Origin of the sequence: Pseudomonas sp. TWI923, assembly GCF_039673365.1 — a bacterium.
Classification (GTDB): Bacteria; Pseudomonadota; Gammaproteobacteria; order Pseudomonadales; family Pseudomonadaceae; genus Aquipseudomonas; species Aquipseudomonas sichuanensis.
This window is the reverse complement of sequence record NZ_JBDJLM010000009.1, coordinates 33,621-52,282: the sequence shown is the minus strand read 5'-3', so window position 1 is coordinate 52,282 and position 18,662 is coordinate 33,621. Positions and strand designations below refer to the sequence as shown.

Here is an 18,662-nt window from a genome sequence, read left to right as displayed (position 1 = left end):
AAGACGTGGCGTTCCGAATCCGTGAAAGGGAGGGTCATGAATGCTTGCGCAACTTCCACCCGTTTTGCAGAGCCTGGACATACCGTTGCGGGTCAAGCTGTGGGACGGTAACCAGTTCGATCTGGGGCCCAGTCCGCAGGTCACCATCGTGGTCAAGGACCCCCAGCTGATCGCCCAGTTGACCCACCCCAACCTGGAAGCACTGGGTTCGGCTTTCGTCGAAGGCAAACTGGAGCTCGAAGGCGATATCGGTGAAGTCATCCGGGTGTGTGACGAGCTTAGCCAAACGCTGCTCAAGGACGAGGACGACGTGCTGCCGCAGCGCACCTCTCACGACAAGAGCACCGACGCCGAAGCCATCTCCTACCACTACGACCTGTCCAATGCGTTCTACCAACTGTGGCTGGACCCGGACATGGTCTATTCCTGTGCCTATTTCAAAGAGCCGGACAACACCCTGGCCCAGGCCCAGCAGGACAAGTTCGATCACCTGTGCCGCAAGTTGCGCCTGCAGGGCGGTGACTACCTGCTGGACGTCGGTTGCGGTTGGGGCGGGCTGGCGCGTTTTGCCGCCCGTGAGTACGGCGCCAAGGTGTACGGCATCACCCTGAGCAAAGAGCAGCTGAAACTGGGCCGACAGCGGGTCAAGGAGGAGGGGCTGGCCGACAAGGTCGACCTGCACATTCTCGATTACCGTGACCTGCCCGAGGATGGCCGCTTCGACAAGGTGGTCAGCGTCGGCATGTTCGAGCACGTCGGCCACGCCAACCTCGAACTCTATTGCCGCAAGCTGTTCAGTGCGGTGCGCGAAGGCGGACTGGTGATGAATCACGGCATCACCGCCAAGCACGTGGACGGTCGCCCGGTGGGCCGTGGCGCGGGTGCGTTCATCGACCGTTACGTATTCCCCCACGGCGAGCTGCCGCACATCTCGATGATCAGCGCGCGCATCTGTGAAGCGGGGCTGGAGGTGGTGGACGTGGAGAGCCTGCGCCTGCACTACGCCAAGACCCTCAACCACTGGAGCGAGAACCTTGAGAACCAGCTGCACCGCGCCGCCGCGCTGGTGCCGGAGAAGACCCTGCGGATCTGGCGCCTGTACCTGGCCGGCTGCGCCTACGCCTTCAGCAAGGGCTGGATGAACCTGCACCAGATCCTCGCCGTGAAACCTTTCGCCGATGGCCATCACGACCTGCCGTGGACGCGTGAGGACATCTATCGCTGACGGGCTGCCCGGCGTGCCCCTGTGGGGCACGTCGAGGCGCTACAGGATCGGCGATATCAAACGCGCAATACGCATCCCCAGTTGCTGCAGGCGATGGGTGTCGCGGCTGTCCTCGGCGGTGATCTCCCTGGCCTGTTCGAAGTCGTTCACCAGCATCTGTTCGACCTGGTCGGCGAAGGCGCGGTCCACGGTGAGCAGGGTAATCTCGAAGTTCAGGCGGAAGGAACGGTTATCCAGGTTGGCGCTGCCAATGGCCGTGACCTCATCATCCACCAGCACCACTTTCTGATGCAGGAACCCCGGCTGATAGCGGAACATCCGCACGCCTGCGCGCACCGCCTCGAAGGCAAACAGGCTGGAGGCGGCGTAGACGATACGGTGATCGGGGCGTGCGGGGATGAGGATGCGCACGTCGACGCCGCGTAGCACGGCCAGGCGCAGGGCGGCGAAGATCGCTTCGTCGGGGATGAAATACGGGCTGGTGATCCAGACCCGGCGAGTGGCCGAGTGGATGGCTTCGAGGAAGAACAGCGCGCAGGTTTCCTGGGGGTCGGCCGGGCCACTGGCCAGGGCCTGGCACAGCACGCCATCTTCAGGGTAGGTGTCGGGCAGGATCAGCGGAGGCAGCTGGCGCGTGGCCCAGTACCAGTCTTCGGCGAACGATTCCTGCAGGCAGGCCAGTACCGGGCCGCTGATCTGCACATGGGTATCGCGCCACGGCGACAGGCGCGGGTGCGCGCCGAGGTACTCGTCGCCCACGTTGTGCCCGCCGATAAAGCCCAGCAACCCATCCACCACGACGATCTTGCGGTGGTTGCGAAAGTTGACCTGGAAGCGGTTGAACAAGCCGCGGCGGGTGGCGAATGCCTGTATCTGCACACCGCCGTCGCGCAGCACCTGGCTGTAGCTGGCCGGCAATGCGTGGCTGCCGACCCGGTCGTAAAGCACGAAGACCCTTACGCCTTCCGCCGCCTTGCGCAACAGCAACTGCTGGAGCTCTCGGCCGAGCACGTCGTCGTGGATGATGAAGAACTGCACCAGTACGGTGTCACGGGCCTTGTCGATGGCAGCGAAGATCGCCTTGAAGGTGGCTTCGCCATCGATCAGCAGCTTCACCTCGTTGTTGGCCAGACATGGCATGCGCCCCAGCTTGGGCATGGCGCGCAGGGCCGCATAGCTGTCGGACTCGCGGGCGGTCAGGGCTTCCTCCACCCACGGCCGCCAGTTGAGATTGGCCATGGCCACGTGCATCTCCTGGTTGGCATGCCGGCGCGCGTTGATGTACGCATAGAACGAACGGGCACCGAAGATCAGGTAGGGGATGAGCGCAAAGTAGGGGATGAAGAACAGGGGCATGGCCCAGGCGATCGCACCTTGGGCTGTACGCACGGTGAACACGGCATGCAGCGCCGCGATGATGCCGAGCAGATGAATCAGGCCGAGCACGTAACCGAAGAAGTAGGGGCTGTGGTAATCCATACGCATCCTGCTTGCCGTTAGCACTGTCGCTAACAGACCACGTTCGTGGGGGTGGCTGCAACCTGCAAGGGAAAATGACGTCTAACGGCACAGTCCGGCCAGAGCCGGTAATTCGAGGAGCTTTCATCCATGAAGATTCGTCTGCCACTGCTCGCCCTGGTCGTGGGCCTGGGTAGCCCGTTGGTTCACGCGCAGATGCTGCAACCCGGCCTGTGGGAGCTGACCACCAGCAACATGCAGGTCGATGGCAAGCCGTTACCCGACATGCAGTTCATGCTCGGCCAGTTGAAGAATCTGCCGCCGGAGCAGCGGGCGATGATGGAAGGCGCCTTGGCCAAGCAAGGTATCAGCGTGGGTGGCAAGGGCGTGCGTTCATGCCTGACCCCGGAGCAGGTCAAGACCAACGACATCCCGCTGCAAGACCCTCAATCGGGCTGCACCCAGAAGATCACCGACCGCACCGGCAATGTCTGGAAGTTCCAGTTCAGCTGCCCGAAAGCCCAGGGGCAGGGCCAGGCCACCTTCCTCAGCGACAAGGAGTTCCTGACCAAGGTCAACGGCACCTTCAACGCATCGGGTGTGCAGCAGCAGGGCAGCATGGACACACGGGCGGTATGGTTGGGCAACGACTGCGGCACCGTGAAACCCCGCAGCTGATTACCACCGCCAGCGGCTGACGGCGACTGCGTCGTGGGCATGCAGGCTCTCTGCATGTTCCACGCGCACGCTGAATGCGCTCACCCACGGCAACTGGCGCAACGCCAGGTGCAGGCGCCGCGCGGCGTCCTCACAGAACATCAGGTTCTGCCCGTTCGCCAGGGCGAAGGCCTGTTCGTCGGCACGCTTCACGGCGGTTTGCACGGCGGTTCCCAAGGCTTGCTCAGCCTGGTCGATCAATTCAGTCAGTGGCCACGCATCAGTGCCTGGCCGCACCTGTAGCTTGGCCATGCTCCGTTGGCTGTGAGGTGTGGCGACGATGCCACTGCTGCTGCCCAGCCATTGGCGCACGCTGTCCCGGTCCAGCGCTTGGCTGGCGAAATCCTGGTCGAACTGCGCCTGGATGAGTTGCCTGGCCAGTGCGGCCGAGCAGGGGCACGTGGAGGAATAGGGAATATCCACGGATAGTTCCACGTGGAACATTTCATCTTTCAGCTGTGCATCGAGCCGCACCGGATAGCGTTTCCAGCCGGCCAGAGGGCTGATCAAGGCTGGGCGTTTGAGCAGATGATCGAATTCCAGCTGAAGGTATGCGCTCCTGGAAAGGCCCTGGTGGCTGGAGAGAAACTGCTCGAGGGTCTGGCGAATCAGCGGCAGGCTCAAGGGCTGGTGTTCGAGCGCTTCCAATGCCAGGTACAAGCGCGACATGTGAATACCACGCGCAGCACCTTCGTCCAGGCTGACGCCTGCGCTGGCATGGGCGCTCAGATTGCGACCTTCCACCTGCAGCGGCAGGGCGATACCGCACATGCCTACCCAGTCCAGCGGCAAGCTGTGTTGGCTGCTTTGCGTGGCGATGTCGGGCAGGGAAAGGCTAAGGCTGGTCATGAATGGTGTCCTGAAAAAGTAGGGCTCAACGGCAACCACCGAGCAGGCTGCAGTGCAGATCGAAGCGCTGGCCGCTGGAGCTCGAGACGCGATTGAGGGTGGTCCAGCCGATACGCCGGCTGTAACCGACCCAGGCTTCGCCATCGCTGGCCAGGCCAGTGAAGAAGGTGAGCGCGCCGTAGCGGCTGTTGGTTTGTGCCCACAACCGTTTGCCCTGCACTTCGTAACCGCGCAGGTAGAAGGTGCTGCCTGCGCTGCGCACGCTGTAGTAGTTGCCCGTGCTGTCCTGGCAGGCCAATAGCGTGGCGCTGCGAGTACACAGCGCCAGGTCGGTGCGGGGCATGGCCAGCAAAGAGGTCGGCAGGGCAATCAGCAGCAATGCGCTGGCGCGGGGCAATTTCATCGATGAGGCACTCCAGGCAACCCTTCGGTCGAGACGGCTTGGCGAAATTGTATTGTTATAATATAACATGGCGCAATGCATCGTTTCGAATGCGCCTGCCCGATGAGGTCCGTCATGCCCAACCGTCTTCCTGTCACCGTGCTGTCCGGCTTCCTCGGCGCCGGCAAGAGCACGCTGCTCAATCACGTTTTGCGCAACCGCGATAACCTGCGGGTTGCCGTGATCGTCAACGACATGAGCGAAATCAACATCGACGCCAGCGAAGTACAGCGCAACGTCAGCCTCAACCGCGCGGAAGAAAAACTGGTGGAGATGAGCAACGGCTGCATCTGCTGCACCCTGCGCGAAGACCTGCTGGAAGAGGTTGCGCGCCTGGCGCGTGAGGGCCGTTTCGATTACCTGTTGATCGAGTCGACCGGGATCTCCGAACCGCTGCCGGTAGCCGAGACCTTCACCTTCCGTGACGAACAAGGCCGCAGCCTGTCGGACATGGCGCGGCTGGACACCATGGTCACCGTGGTCGACGGGCTCAACTTCCTGCGTGATTACCAGGCTGCCGACAGCCTGGCCAGCCGCGGCGAGACCCTCGGTGAAGAGGATGAACGTTCGATCAGCGACCTGCTGATCGAGCAGGTCGAGTTCGCCGACGTGTTGCTGCTGAGCAAGATCGACCTGATCGGCCAGCACGAGCGTGAAGAGCTGATCGCCATCCTGCGCAGCCTCAATGCCCGGGCGCAGATCGTGCCGATGGTCATGGGCCAGGTTGCGTTGTCGCGAATCCTCGATACCGGCCTGTTCGACTTCGACCAGGCGGCGCAAGCGCCGGGCTGGCTGCAGGAGCTGCGTGGTGAACACGTGCCGGAAACCGAGGAGTACGGCATCGCCGCGACCACCTGGCAGGCCCGCCGGCCATTTCACCCGCAGCGCTTCTTCGACTTTATCCACACGCCCTGGAGCAATGGCCGGCTGCTGCGCTCAAAAGGGTTTTTCTGGCTGGCCAGCAAGTACCAGGAGGCCGGTAGCTGGTCACAGGCGGGCGGCATGATGCGCCATGGCCTGGCCGGGCGCTGGTGGCGTTTCGTCCCGCGCGAGCAATGGCCGCAAGACGAAGCGGATATGGCGGCGATCCTCAAGCAATGGTCGGTGGAAACCGGTGACTGCCGTCAGGAGCTGGTATTCATCGGGCAGAACATCGACTTTGCGCAGTTATCCACAGCGTTGGACGCCTGCCTGCTGAGTGAGGAAGAAATGGCCTTGGGGCCCATGGGCTGGCTACGGTTGGAAGATCCGTTCGGCCCTTGGATCGAGGAGCAGGCGGCATGAAGCTGGCGCCCCAGGTTGTGGATATCTGCCAGGTCTTCGGGCCGTCACCCAAGGTGATGACCGACATGCTCAAGGATGGCGTCAACCTGGCCGTCTGGCAGCGCCAGTTACCCGCCCAGGTCGAGGATTTCTGCGCGCTGGTGCTGAGCCTTGGCCAGACACTGGCGGACGAGCGGGTGATCGATGTCGACGAGCAGCATCCGCCACAGCTGCCGGGGCTGCTCAGGGAAGCGGCCGATCTGCATGGCTACGAAGGTTTCGTCGCCGATGTGGCGTGGCTGGTGGCGGCCTACACCTGCCTGCTCGGTGCACGGCGCATCGGTTTTCGCCTGCGGGTACTGGATGGCGCGATGTGCCCGCGCTTCCATGTGGATAACGTGCCGGTGCGCCTGCTCACCACCTATGCCGGTAGCGGCAGTCAATGGCTGGAGGAGGGCGCGATAGACCGTTCAAGGTTGCAGCTCGATCAACCTGCTGTGGATAACATCCGCCAGCTGGCGGCGGGTGACGTGGCGCTGCTCAAGGGCGAGAAATGGATTGGCAATGAAGGTGCAGGCCTTATCCACCGCTCGCCGCTGACGGCGCCCGGCGAGCGGCGCCTGCTGCTCAGCCTTGACTGGCTGGCCTGACGGGGCATAGTGGGCCACGCACTTGCCTGATACCTACCTATGTTGCAGAACATTCCCACCCATGTAATCGCAGGCCCGCTGGGCGCCGGCAAGACCAGCCTGATCCGCCAGCTGCTGGCGCAGCGCCCGGCCAACGAGCGCTGGGCGGTGCTGGTCAACGAGTTCGGGCAGATCGGCCTGGACGCGGCACTGCTGGCGCGTGATGACGATGGCATTGCCATCGGTGAAGTGGCGGGGGGTTGCCTGTGTTGTGTCAACGGCATGCCGTTCCAGGTTGGTCTTGGCCGCTTGCTGCGCAAGGCGCGCCCGGACCGGCTGTTCATCGAGCCCTCTGGGCTGGGCCATCCCCGGCAATTGCTGCAGCAGCTGGGGCAGGCGCCCTGGCAGGCTGTGCTGGCCGTGCAGCCGCTGCTGATGGTGCTGGATGCCCAGGCACTGGCCAGGGAAGAACCGCTGCCTGAAGCGCAGCAGGCGGCTTTATCGGCAACTGCACTTTTGGTTTTCAACAAGTCGGCATCTGTGGATGAAGCCAAGCGCCTGTTGATAACTGCGCGATTCCCCGGGTTGCCTGCGGTCTGGACGGATCATGGGGCATTGCCGTTGGACCGCCTGCCAGGTTTGTCCACAGTCGCTGACGTCGACGCGGCTTTGCAGCGGCTGGCTGTGGGCAACTCGATCGCCGCAGCGTCAGCGCTGTGGACAGATCCATCCGAGCCGATCTGCCAGGCCAGTGAGGGTGAAGGGGGTTGGAGTGTGGGTTGGCGCTGGCACCCCAGTCAGCGTTTCGATCCCGCGCAGTTGAACGCCTTCTTGCATGCCTGGCCATGGCGCCGGGCCAAAGGGGTTATCCACAGCCCACAGGGCTGGCAGTCATTCAACGGCCTTGAAGGCCACGAGCCCGAGTGGCAGCCAAGCGAGTGGCGCAGGGATTCACGCCTGGAGTTGATCTTCGCCGAGGCCCAGCCATTGGCCGAGCTGCAGGCCGCGCTGGCGGCGTGCCGCCTGGATGGCTGATCAGTTGTGCCAGCGGTTGTGCTCCTGGCGCCACTGCTGCATCTCGATGACGTTATCGGTGCGTGGCGGGGTCTTGATCTCGAAGGGGTAGGGCGCCAGCTCGATCTGTACGCTGTGCGCGCCGAACTGTGTGACGGTACCCGGGTGGCGTTGCTCGCCGGTGACGGTGAACTCGAAGTTGTAGATGCGTGCCAGGCGCTTGCGGCCATTGGCGTCACGCACGAAGGCGATGCGTTTGAGCGCCACGGCGTCGTCCAGTAGCTCCAGGTCTAGCTTTGCGCAATGCTGCTTTACCCGGGCCAGGGCTTTTTCGCGCAGCCCGTGGTTGTGCCACAACCAGGCGCCGGCGGTCGCCACCAGCATCAGGACGAAGACGTTTTCGAGGGTCAGCATTTGCGTAAGCTCCAGACAGGTCGAGCCAGCTTAACTGTGCCGCTGGCCTGTCGTACAGATGGCATTCGGGTTCATACTGCGGGCCGCACATTTGTTCACACAGTTTCGGAATCGTCCTGCATGAAACGTACACCGCATCTGCTCGCCATTCAGTCCCACGTGGTCTTTGGACATGCCGGCAACAGCGCCGCGGTGTTTCCGATGCAACGGGTCGGGGTCAACGTCTGGCCACTCAACACCGTGCAGTTCTCCAATCACACTCAGTATGGACAGTGGTCGGGGGAAGTGCTTGCTCCAGCGCAAATTCCTGCGTTGGTGGAAGGCATTTCCAACATCGGCGAACTGGGCCATTGCGATGCGGTGCTGTCGGGTTACCTGGGCAGTGCCGAGCAAGGGCGGGCAATCCTGGCCGGTGTCGCGCGGATCAAAGCGGTCAACCCCAAGGCACTGTACCTGTGCGACCCGGTCATGGGCCACGCCGAGAAAGGCTGCATCGTGCCCGCCGAGGTGAGCGAATTCCTGCTCGAGCAGGCCGCCGCCCAGGCCGACATCCTCTGCCCCAACCAGCTCGAGCTGGACAGCTTCTGCGGGCGCAAGGCGCAGTCCCTTGAAGATTGCGTCGGCATGGCCCGTGGGCTGCTGGAGCGTGGGCCGCAGGTGGTGCTGGTCAAGCACCTGAGTTACCCGGGGCGCGCGGAGGATGCGTTCGAGATGCTGTTGGTGACGGCCAAGGAAAGCTGGCACCTGCGTCGCCCGCTGCTGGCCTTCCCGCGTCAGCCGGTGGGGGTGGGCGACCTTACCTCAGGGTTGTTCCTGGCCCGGGTGCTGCTCGGCGACAGCTGGGTGCAGGCGTTCGAGTTCGCAGCGGCCGCGGTGCATGAGGTGCTGCTGGAAACCCAGGCCTGCGCCAGCTACGAACTGCAGCTGGTGCGGGCCCAGGACCGCATTGCCCACCCGCGCGTGCGTTTCGAGGCGCAGCGCCTGGTTTATTAAATGGCGTCAGTCTTCAGGTCCTGATAGCGCTGCTCCAGCTCCTGGCGGATCTGGCGGCGCTGCTGGCCCTGAAGGAAGCGGCGTTTCTCTTCGCTGTTGAGCGGTTGGCGCGGCGGCACCTTCACCGGGCGGCGATCATCGTCCACGGCGACCATGGTGAAGAAGCAGCTGTTGGAATGGCGCACCGAACGCTCGCGGATGTTCTCGGTAACCACCTTGATGCCCACCTCCATCGAGGTATTGCCGGTGTAGTTGACCGACGCCAGGAAGGTCACCAGCTCACCGACGTGCACAGGCTCGCGGAAAATCACCTGGTCCACCGACAAGGTGACCACGTAGGTGCCGGCATAACGGCTGGCGCAGGCGTAGGCGACTTCGTCGAGGTACTTGAGCAGGGTGCCGCCGTGTACGTTGCCAGAGAAGTTGGCCATGTCCGGTGTCATCAGGACAGTCATAGTCAACTGGGCGTTTCCAGGTTCCATAGTGAGCTCACGGTGAAGTTGCGCTGAAGCGGGGCTGGTATCTGCTGACACTTCTGTTCCCCTCATAGAGGTTTCCCATCCTGGTACGGGACGTCGGCTGACGCTCCATCGTCACGCCGATCTTGCCATCAGCGGCGCCGGTTCGGCCGATCTGTTTCTGCATATTGCATCGGCATTTTGCGGCAAGGCGCGATGTTAACCTGACGGGGCCCATGCAACGTGGGCTTTTCCATCTATTACAACAGTATGTGCCTGCTTTCTGCGTCAGACGTTTCCGACGGAGGAGTGGTCCGCCACGTGCATTGACACAAGGAGTACTCGCGCCATGCATGCCATCAGCTTCATCCAGGATCTGGCGGTGATCATGCTGGTCGCCGGGGTGGTGACCATCCTCTTCCATCGTCTCAAGCAGCCCGTGGTGCTGGGCTACATCGTTGCCGGCTTCATCATCGGCCCGCATACGCCTCCCTTCGGCCTGATCCACGACGAAGACACCATCAAGACCCTCGCTGAACTGGGGGTGATCTTCCTGATGTTCTGCCTGGGCCTTGAGTTCAGCCTGCGCAAGCTGTTCAAGGTCGGGGCCACGGCGTTCATCGCCGCGTTCCTGGAAATCGTGCTGATGATCTGGATCGGCTTCGAGATCGGCCGCTGGTTTGGCTGGAACACCATGGATTCGCTGTTCCTCGGCGCCATCCTGGCCATTTCCTCGACCACCATCATCGTCAAGGCGCTCAACGACCTGAAGATGAAGAACGAGCGCTTCGCCCAGCTGATCTTCGGCGTGCTGATCGTCGAGGACATCCTGGGCATCGGCATCATCGCGTTGCTGTCGGGCATCGCCGTCAGTGGCTCGGTCAGTTCCGGGGAAGTGTTCTCGACGGTGGGCAAGCTGTCGCTGTTCATGATCGTCGCGCTGGTCATCGGCATCCTGCTGGTGCCGCGGCTGCTGGCCTATGTGGCTAAATTCGAAAGCAACGAAATGCTGCTGATCACCGTGCTGGGGCTGTGCTTCGGTTTCTGCCTGCTGGTGGTGAAACTCGAGTACAGCATGGTGCTGGGGGCCTTCCTGATCGGTGCAATCATGGCCGAATCGCGCCAGCTGCTGAAGATCGAGCGGCTGATCGAGCCGGTTCGCGACCTGTTCAGCGCCATCTTCTTCGTTGCCATCGGCCTGATGATCGACCCCTCGATTCTGCTCGAGTACGCCTGGCCAATCGTGGTGATCACCCTGGCAGTTGTGCTGGGCAAGATGCTCTCCTGCGGCATGGGCGCATTCATCGCCGGCAATGACGGGCGCACTTCGCTGCGGGTGGGCATGGGTCTTTCGCAGATCGGAGAGTTCTCGTTCATCATCGCGGCGCTGGGCATGACCCTGCAGGTCACCAGTGACTTCCTGTATCCGGTCGCGGTGGCGGTGTCGGCCATCACTACGCTGCTCACGCCCTACCTGATCCGCGCGGCCGACCCGCTGTCGATCAAGTTGGGCAAGGTAATGCCGAGCCGCCTGTCACGGGTGCTGTCGCTGTATGGCGAGTGGTTGCGCAGCATCCAGCCCCAGGGCGAGGGGGCGATGCTGGCGGCGATGATCCGGCGAATTCTGTTGCAGGTCGGGGTCAACCTGGCGCTGGTGATCGCGATCTTCTTCAGTGGCGGTTATTTCGCCGGGCGCATCGGCGAATGGCTCAGCGAGTGGGTGGCGGATGTCAGCCAGCAGAAGGCACTGATCTGGGGGGCTGCGTTGCTGCTGTCGCTGCCGTTCCTGATTGCGGCGTACCGCAAGCTCAAGGCGCTGTCGATGTTGCTGGCGGAGATGGGGGTCAAGCCGGAGATGGCCGGGCGGCACACGCAACGTGTGCGCAGGGTGGTCGCCGAAGTGATCCCGCTGCTGTCGTTGCTGGTGATTTTCCTGCTGCTGTCGGCACTGTCGGCAAGCATCCTGCCAACCAGCGAGCTGCTGCTGATCATTGCGGTGGTGGCGGCGGGGGTGGTGGCGTTGCTGTGGCGCTGGTTCATCCGCGTTCATACGCGGATGCAGATCGCCTTGCTGGAGACGCTGGAGAACAACCGCGATCAATCGCACTGAGCGAGGGAACGCTCTCTGCGCGAGATTTCATCGTCGTCCGAGGGGATGGAGCGGTAGCGATGTCGCCAGGCGCAGAAAGCCTGGCGATTTTACGGGTATTCAATGGCCATGAGCCATTACTTTATGCGGGTATTTCTCATTCAGCTTTCCAGCCAGACATCCCGTGCCCAGTGCCACACTGATTCCCAGCTCTCTTCGGTGACGATTTCTTCTTCGGCGGACCACAGCACAACAGTGCCGTCTTCCTCGACGCAGTAGTAGTCGTCGCCGTCCTGGCACAGTGGGATCAGGTCACGCGGTACACCGGCGTCCCAGGCGTTGGAGGCAACGTCCGGCAGGTAGGTATGGGATTGCGGGTCGGTGACGGTCACAGGTTCCAGCGAGCCGTACACGACATCGCTGACGGTCAGCAGGAACTCCTTGAACACGAACGGAATGTTGATGAACAGCTGTTCCTCGATTTCGACCAGTTGGTCTTCGTCGGGCAGCTCCAGCGGCACCGGTACCGGCTCGTTGGCTTCACGCAGTTGTTCGATCACTTCTTCCACGGTTCACATCCTCTGACCTTTATGACAACGCTGCGCGTTATACCCTAGTAGTCGACTCCGGCAAAAGCAAAAACCCCGGGACAGGCCCGGGGTTTTTGGTGCAACGTGCGCGGGTTAACCGTTTTGGCGGATACCGGCGAGCATCCAAGGCTGGTTTTCGCCCTGGGCGCGTTCCATGTGCCAGCTCTCGTTGAAAGCCTCGCCCTGGTCGAAGCGCGAGGTCTTCGACACGCCACGGAAGGTCAGAGTGGCGATGGTCTTGTCGGCGCGGTCGTCGACGCCTTCCAGCTGTACATCGAGGTCGTCGATATAGGTGGACTGGAAGCCTTCACCCTGTTCGGCGCGCTCACGCTTGAGGAAGTCGAGCATTTGCGGGGTGACGAACTCGGCGATCTTGTCCATCTCGTTGGCGTCCCAGTGCTGCTGCAGCGACTGGAAGTGCGAACGGGCGGCGGCGAGGAAGCTGGCTTCGTTGAACCAGGCCGGGGCGTTGATGGTCGGCGCGGCAGCGGCTGGCGCGGCGGAACCGCCGAAGATCGACTGCGGGGCGGCCTGCGGCTGGGCTTCGCGCTGGTACGGGGCGTGGCCGGCAGCAGCGTGTTGCGGCTGTTGCTGGCGACGGCGCGCGGCGATGAAGCGGAACACCAGGAAGGCGATCAGGCCCATGATCAGGAAGTCCATGATCTGCATGCCCTGGAAACCGTCACCCATGAACATGGAAGCCAGCAGGCCACCGGCGGCGAGGCCGGCCAGAGGGCCCAGCCAGCGCGAAGCGCCGCTGGCGGCGGCCGGTGCACGGCCTGGAGCGGTCGGTGCGGCGGCAGGTGTGGTCGGTGCGGCCTGGCGAGTCTGGTGCATGGGCGCTGCGCCCGAGCTCTTGCCGCCGCCGAAGCGCTTGGCGTTGGCGTCGAGGCTCAGCGTCAAGCCGACGCAGAGCGCCAGAGCGATGCTAAGAAAACGTTGCATAAGTTGGGGGTTCCCATTTTGTGGATTGCACGCGCGTCATGGTGCACATGAACCTGTGACCATGGCTAGCGACAAGATGTTTCGAGCTTTTGCCTGACAGAATGATGACTGTCGCCCTGTAGGAGCGGCCTTGCGCCGCGAAAGGGTCGCAGAGCGACCCCTGTTTGGGCAATGGTGACATTCCTGCAAGATGGCGCTGGCAAAAAAGAGGGCCGCTACGCGTCCCTTTCGCGGCGCAAGGCCGCTCCTACATGGGGCGGCGCAAAGCCATCAGATAGCCTCGAGCTTCGCATACCCCAGCATCAACCACTTGCTGCCTTCGGCGAAGTTCACCTGCACCCGTGCCTGCGCGCCTGCGCCCTCGAAGTTGAGGATCACGCCCTCACCGAACACCGCGTGCTGCACGCGCTGGCCGAGGTTGAAGGCGGTCTCGGGAATGCTGGCGTTGGCGAACAGGTTGCTGGCCGGGGCCTTGGCGCCGCCGAACGGGCGGCTGACCGAGTTCGACAGGCGTACTTCCTGAACCAGACCGGCCGGAATTTCGCGTACGAAACGCGACACCTTGTTGTAGGTTTCGCTGCCGTACAGGCGACGGGTCTCGGCGTAGGTCATGATCAGCTGGCGCATGGCCCGGGTGATGCCCACGTAAGCCAGGCGGCGTTCCTCTTCCAGACGGCCAGGCTCTTCCAGGCTCATCTTGTGCGGGAACAACCCTTCTTCCATGCCCACCAGGAACACGTAGGGGAATTCCAGGCCCTTGGCACTGTGCAGGGTCATCAGCTGGACGCTGTCCTCGTGCTCGTCGGCCTGGGTATCGCCGGCCTCCAGCGAAGCGTGGCCGAGGAACGCCGACAACGGCGTCAGGTCGGCATCTTCGTCGCTGGTCTCGAAGTTGCGTGCGGCGCTGACCAGTTCTTCAAGGTTTTCTACCCGTGCCTGGCCCTTTTCGCCTTTTTCTTCCTGGTGATAGATGATCAACCCGGAATGCTCGATGACCGTCTGGGTCATCAGGTGCAGCGGCATGTCCAGCACCTTGGCGGCAAGCTGCTCGATCAGCTCGATGAACGCGCCCAGGGCGCTGGCGGCGCGGCCCTTCAGCGCTTTGCCGGCGAGCAGCTGGCACATCGCTTCCCACATCGACACCTGGCTGTGGCGGGCATGGTCGCGGATGGCCTCCACGGTTTTCTCACCGATGCCGCGCGGCGGCACGTTGATCACCCGTTCCAGGGCGGCGTCGTTGCCGCGGCCCTCGAGCAGGCGCAAGTAGGCCATGGCGTTCTTGATCTCGGCGCGTTCGAAGAAGCGCTGGCCGCCGTAGATGCGGTAGGGAATACGTTCGCGCAGCAGGGCCTCTTCCAGCACCCGTGACTGGGCGTTGGAGCGGTACAGGATGGCGATTTCGTTGCGCGCATTGCCCTGCTTGATCAGGCCTTCGATGGTCTCGACCACGTAGCGCGCTTCGTCGTGCTCGTTGTACGCGGCGTAGAGGGTGATCGGCTCGCCCTCGCCCATGTCGGTCCACAGCTCCTTGCCCAGGCGCCCGCTGTTGTTGGCGATCAGGGCGTTGGCGGCCTTGAGGATGCCACCGGTGGAGCGGTAGTTCTGCTCCAGGCGGATCATCTCGGCGTCAGGGAAGTCGCTGGTGTACTGGTGGATGTTCTCGATTTTCGCGCCGCGCCAGCCGTAGATCGACTGGTCGTCGTCGCCCACCGCCATCAGGCTGTCGCCACCGGCGCCGAGCAGGCGCAACCAGGCGTACTGCACGGCGTTGGTGTCCTGGAACTCGTCCACCAGAATGTGCCGGAAGCGGCGCTGGTAGTGCTCGAGCAGGCCCGGCTGGTCACGCCACAGGTCGAGGGCGCGCAGCAGCAGCTCGGCGAAGTCGATGACCCCGGCGCGCTCGCAGGCTTGTTCGTAGGCGTTATAGATGTCGCGCATGGTGGTCAGGTAGAGGTCGCCGCCCGCCTGAATGTGGCGTGGGCGCAAGCCCTCGTCCTTCTGGCCGTTGATGAACCACTGGACCTGGCGCGCCGGCCACTTCTGCTCGTCGAAGCCAAGCTCGCGGATCACCCGCTTGATCAGGCGTTGCTGGTCGTCGCTGTCGAGAATCTGGAAGTTCTGCACCAGCCCCGCTTCCTGCCAGTGCGCCCGCAACAGGCGGTGGGCCAGGCCGTGGAACGTGCCGACCCACATGCCGGCCGGGTTGATGCCCAGCAGTTGCTCGATCCGCTGGCGCATTTCTGCCGCCGCCTTGTTGGTGAAGGTCACCGACAGGATCGAATGTGGGGAGGCCCCTACGACCTGGATCAGCCAGGCGATACGGTGCACCAGCACTCGGGTCTTGCCCGAGCCGGCACCGGCCAGGACCAATTGTCGCCCGACCTGGGCCGCTACGGCCTGGCGTTGAGCGTCGTTGAGGGAGTTCAGCAGGAGGGAGAGGTCATCATTGCGCATCCGGCCATTCTAGGGCCGGGCAGGGGGCAGGGGCAAACGCCGCCGACGCAAATCACCAGGCGGGCGATTTACCGTTCATCGGCACGGCTCGCCAGCCTGCGTGGTTGAGCGGTCGCATTTGGACGGGCGGGACAATTTCAAAATCATGACCTGGAGCAGTTTGGTCCGGCGCGGCGCTTGTGTATTCTCCCTGCACATTTGTGGTCTGCCATAACAAAAACACAACAAGAAACCAGCCCTATGACCCAGGATTGCATGGCGATCGGAGCATCGCCAGAGACGACACGGAGCGTTCGCAGGCAATTCGCCACTCAGCTGTCTATCGAGCGCACCCGCCTGCTGTACCAGGGCTCCCTGTTGCCCACGCTGTTCATGCTGCTGACCGGTACGCTCTGCGCCTGGCTGTTGTGGAGCCCTGCGCGCTATCTGCTGGTGAGCGTATGGCTGGCCTGGCTGCTGGCGCTGGTCGCCCTGCGGGTGATCCAGGTGGCGGCGTTCGAGGCGGCGACCCCCTCGCGCCAGGCCAGGCCAAACTGGCGACGCATGTTCCTCGCCGGCTCCGCCTTCAGCGGGCTGACGCTGGCCAGCGCGGCGATTGCCCTGGTGCCTGTGGACAACTTCGAGCAACAGGCCTGGGTGTTCGGCCTGCTGGGCACTGCGGTGTTGTCGGCCAGCGTTGCTTATGCCGTCAGCCTGCCGGCATTTCTGAGTTTCGCCTTGCCGTGCCTGTTGCCGCCGACCCTTTTCCTGTTCGCTTATGACGCCGGCCACCAGCGTGGCTGGGGTTGGCTGGGGCTGATTCTGCTGGGCGCCCTGATGGTGGTGGCCTGGCAGGTCAATCGGCTGATCGAGCGCGGCCTGCTGCGGCGCTTTCAGAACCAGGCATTGATCGAGCACCTGCAAAGCACCCAGCGCCACGCCGAGGACCTCAACCACCAGCTCAGCGCCGAAGTTCGCCAACGCCGCCAGGCCGAGGACGAGTTGCGCCTGGCCCATGACGGCCTCGAACAGCGCGTGGCCCAGCGCAGCCATGAGCTGGACCTGGCCAACCAGGCGCTGAGCAAGAGCGAGCAACGCCTGGCCCTGGCGCTGCAGGCCAGCGAGCTGGGCCTTTGGGACTGGAACCTGGAAAGCGACGAGGTTCATCACACCCAGTTGCACGCCCTGTTCGGCCTCGATGGCGACCAGGTCCGCTCGGTACGCGCCGACCTCAAGCCCCGGCTGCATCCCGATGACCTGCCGCTGCTGCGGCGCACCTTGGTCGAGCATCTCAAAGGGCGCACCGAGGACTACCGGGTCGAGTACCGGGTACGCCATGCGCAGGGCCACTGGTGCTGGATCGAGGACCGCGGCCGGGCGGTAGAGCGCGATGTCGACGGCAAGGTGGTGCGCATGCTTGGCACCCGTCGTGATATCTCCGCGCACAAGGAGCAGGAAGAACAGCAACGCCTGGCCGCCACGGTATTCGAGGCCGCCAGCGAAGGCATCGCGATCCTCGACGCAAGCTTCCAGTTGTTGGCGGTCAACCAGGCGTTCTGCGATGTCACCGGCTACGGCCGTGCCGAGCTGATCGCCCGCAACGCCCTGGAACTGCCCTGCAGTCGCGATGCGCGGCGGCACAGCCAGGCCATCGATCAGGCGCTGGAGCAGCAGGGGCGCTGGCAGGGCGAACTGGTTGAGGCGCGCAAGAGCGGCGAGCTCTACCCGCAGTGGTTGCAGCTCAACAGCGTGCGTGATGCGCGCGGCCGCATCGCCAACATCGTCGGCTTCTATACCGATCTATCGGCCCGCCGCGAGTCAGAGGAGCGCTTGCGCTACCTGGCGCACTACGACGATCTGACCGGGCTTGCCAACCGGGCGTTGTTCCGCCTGCGCCTGCACGAGGCCGCCCAGCGCATCCGCTTGAATGGGCGCAGCCTGGCCTTGCTGCACATCGACCTGGATCGCTTCAAGCTGCTCAACGAGAGCCTCGGCCATGAGCTGGCCGACCAGTTACTCAAGAAGACGGCCCAGCGGATCGCCAACGCGGTACCGGAGGCCGATACCGTGGCGCGGCTGTCGGGTGACGAGTTCGCCATACTGTTCGACGGTTACACCAACCTTTCCAGCCTGGTGCGGGTCACCACGCGGCTGCTCGACAAGCTGCGGGTGCCGCAGCGCTTGGGTGGGCATGAAGTAGTGATCAGCGCGTCGGTGGGTATCAGCGTGCTGTCGGATGCCACCTTCGACCTCAATGCGCTGGTCAGCCAGGCCGACATGGCCAAGCAGCACGCCAAGCATCTGGGCGGCGACAATTTCCAGTTCTACACCGAGAGCCTGCGCGCCAGCACCCTGGAGCGCCTGCAACTGGAGAACCAGCTGCGCAAGGCCATCGACGAAGGCCAACTGCTGGTCTACTACCAGCCCAAGTTGTGCCTGCGCACCGGCCAGCTGCATGCTGCCGAGGCGCTGGTGCGCTGGCAGCACCCGGAGTGGGGCATGGTGCCGCCGGGCGAATTCATCGGTTTGGCGGAAGAGACCGGGCTGATCGCGCCGATGGGCGAATTCGTGTTGCGCCAGGCCTGCTGGCAGGCCTGTGAGTGGTTGCGCCAGGGGCTGGAAGTGCGGGTCTCGGTCAACCTGTCGGTGTACCAGCTGCGCCAGGGCAAGCTGGTCAGCCTGGTGCGCCAGGTGCTGCAGGAGTCGGGGCTGGCGCCGCACCTGCTGGAGTTGGAACTCACCGAAAGCCAGTTGCTGGACAGCGTCGAGCACATCATCGCCACTTTCGAGCAGCTCCATGAATTGGGGGTGAAATTGGCCATCGACGACTTCGGCACCGGCTATTCATCGCTCAGCTACCTGAAACGCTTCCCGGTGGACTACGTGAAGATCGACCAGGCATTCATCCGTGGCCTGCACGACGGCAACCAGGATGCGGCGATCACCCGGGCGATCATTGCCATGGCCAAGAGCCTGCAACTGCAAGTGGTGGCCGAGGGTGTGGAAACCCCCGAGCAGCTGCAGTTCCTGCGCGAGCAGGGTTGCGACGAGGTGCAGGGCTACCTGATCAGCCGGCCGGTGGACGCGGCCTCGTTCCAGGCATTGCTTGAGCGTCCGACCGCCGACCTGTTGCGCTAGCCTGG

The 18,662-nt window shown here is 63.5% G+C and carries 16 protein-coding genes; 8 read left to right on the top strand and 8 right to left on the bottom strand.

The features are described from left to right. Positions 1 to 40 precede the first annotated feature (40 nt). Positions 41 to 1,225 carry a C17 cyclopropane fatty acid synthase CfaB gene (gene cfaB / locus ABE459_RS06440; RefSeq protein WP_323830803.1) on the top strand — a complete coding sequence of 395 codons (1,185 nt, stop codon included), beginning with the start codon at positions 41 to 43 and terminating at the stop codon, positions 1,223 to 1,225. 39 nt (positions 1,226 to 1,264) lie between these two features. Here the strand turns inward: cfaB and cls are convergent, their stop codons facing one another. Beyond that, a complete protein-coding gene (gene cls, locus ABE459_RS06435) occupies positions 1,265 to 2,704 on the bottom strand; it encodes a cardiolipin synthase (protein WP_258705398.1) in 1,440 nt (479 codons plus the stop codon). Between the two features lie 129 nt (positions 2,705 to 2,833). On the opposite strand from cls, the gene ABE459_RS06430 reads away from it, so the two are divergent. Then, the gene (locus tag ABE459_RS06430) at positions 2,834 to 3,361 is read left to right on the top strand and encodes a DUF3617 domain-containing protein (RefSeq protein ID WP_125466115.1); all 528 of its coding nucleotides are present in this window, start codon (positions 2,834 to 2,836) and stop codon (positions 3,359 to 3,361) included. Here ABE459_RS06430 and folE2 read toward each other — a convergent pair whose 3' ends face one another. Then, complete coding sequence (gene folE2 / locus ABE459_RS06425; protein WP_323830804.1) at positions 3,362 to 4,249, bottom strand: GTP cyclohydrolase FolE2; 888 nt, start codon at positions 4,247 to 4,249, stop codon at positions 3,362 to 3,364. Positions 4,250 to 4,274: 25 nt separating this feature from the next. Continuing rightward, complete coding sequence (locus tag ABE459_RS06420; RefSeq protein ID WP_323830805.1) at positions 4,275 to 4,652, bottom strand: glutamine synthetase; 378 nt, start codon at positions 4,650 to 4,652, stop codon at positions 4,275 to 4,277. A 114-nt stretch (positions 4,653 to 4,766) separates the two neighbouring features. Here ABE459_RS06420 and zigA point away from each other — a divergent pair, with 114 nt between their 5' ends. Genes zigA through ABE459_RS06405 form a run of 3 tightly spaced genes read left to right on the top strand, consistent with a single transcriptional unit; the run spans position 4,767 to position 7,618 of the window. After that, positions 4,767 to 5,975: a zinc metallochaperone GTPase ZigA gene (zigA, locus tag ABE459_RS06415; RefSeq protein ID WP_258705396.1), complete on the top strand. Its 1,209-nt coding sequence runs from the start codon at positions 4,767 to 4,769 to the stop codon at positions 5,973 to 5,975. Then, on the top strand, positions 5,972 to 6,604 hold the full coding sequence (locus tag ABE459_RS06410) for a DUF1826 domain-containing protein (protein WP_323830806.1): 633 nt from the start codon (positions 5,972 to 5,974) through the stop codon (positions 6,602 to 6,604). The genes zigA and ABE459_RS06410 overlap by 4 nt, the downstream gene beginning before the upstream one ends. A gap of 39 nt (positions 6,605 to 6,643) precedes the next feature. Further along, the gene (locus tag ABE459_RS06405) at positions 6,644 to 7,618 is read left to right on the top strand and encodes a CobW family GTP-binding protein (RefSeq protein ID WP_258705394.1); all 975 of its coding nucleotides are present in this window, start codon (positions 6,644 to 6,646) and stop codon (positions 7,616 to 7,618) included. On the opposite strand, the gene ABE459_RS06400 is transcribed toward ABE459_RS06405, so the two are convergent. Next, complete coding sequence (locus ABE459_RS06400; RefSeq protein WP_125466109.1) at positions 7,619 to 8,011, bottom strand: DUF3301 domain-containing protein; 393 nt, start codon at positions 8,009 to 8,011, stop codon at positions 7,619 to 7,621. 120 nt (positions 8,012 to 8,131) lie between these two features. On the opposite strand from ABE459_RS06400, the gene pdxY reads away from it, so the two are divergent. Continuing rightward, positions 8,132 to 9,004 carry a pyridoxal kinase PdxY gene (pdxY, locus tag ABE459_RS06395; protein ID WP_110995073.1) on the top strand — a complete coding sequence of 291 codons (873 nt, stop codon included), beginning with the start codon at positions 8,132 to 8,134 and terminating at the stop codon, positions 9,002 to 9,004. Here the strand turns inward: pdxY and ABE459_RS06390 are convergent. Next, positions 9,001 to 9,486, bottom strand: coding sequence for an acyl-CoA thioesterase (locus ABE459_RS06390; RefSeq protein ID WP_110995074.1), 486 nt, complete (start codon positions 9,484 to 9,486; stop codon positions 9,001 to 9,003). The genes pdxY and ABE459_RS06390 overlap by 4 nt on opposite strands. A gap of 325 nt (positions 9,487 to 9,811) precedes the next feature. Here ABE459_RS06390 and ABE459_RS06385 point away from each other — a divergent pair, with 325 nt between their 5' ends. Then, the gene (locus tag ABE459_RS06385; RefSeq protein ID WP_125466108.1) at positions 9,812 to 11,572 is read left to right on the top strand and encodes a cation:proton antiporter; all 1,761 of its coding nucleotides are present in this window, start codon (positions 9,812 to 9,814) and stop codon (positions 11,570 to 11,572) included. Positions 11,573 to 11,712: 140 nt separating this feature from the next. Here the strand turns inward: ABE459_RS06385 and ABE459_RS06380 are convergent, their stop codons facing one another. The 3 genes from ABE459_RS06380 to uvrD all read right to left on the bottom strand — a co-directional run bounded on the left by ABE459_RS06380 (position 11,713) and on the right by uvrD (position 15,540). Next, positions 11,713 to 12,120, bottom strand: coding sequence for an SMI1/KNR4 family protein (locus ABE459_RS06380; protein WP_125466107.1), 408 nt, complete (start codon positions 12,118 to 12,120; stop codon positions 11,713 to 11,715). A 114-nt stretch (positions 12,121 to 12,234) separates the two neighbouring features. Continuing rightward, on the bottom strand, positions 12,235 to 13,086 hold the full coding sequence (locus ABE459_RS06375) for a TIM44-like domain-containing protein (RefSeq protein ID WP_110995077.1): 852 nt from the start codon (positions 13,084 to 13,086) through the stop codon (positions 12,235 to 12,237). A gap of 270 nt (positions 13,087 to 13,356) precedes the next feature. Continuing rightward, complete coding sequence (gene uvrD / locus ABE459_RS06370) at positions 13,357 to 15,540, bottom strand: DNA helicase II (protein ID WP_323830807.1); 2,184 nt, start codon at positions 15,538 to 15,540, stop codon at positions 13,357 to 13,359. A gap of 240 nt (positions 15,541 to 15,780) precedes the next feature. On the opposite strand from uvrD, the gene ABE459_RS06365 reads away from it, so the two are divergent. After that, complete coding sequence (locus ABE459_RS06365) at positions 15,781 to 18,657, top strand: EAL domain-containing protein (protein ID WP_125861179.1); 2,877 nt, start codon at positions 15,781 to 15,783, stop codon at positions 18,655 to 18,657. Positions 18,658 to 18,662: the final 5 nt, after the last annotated feature.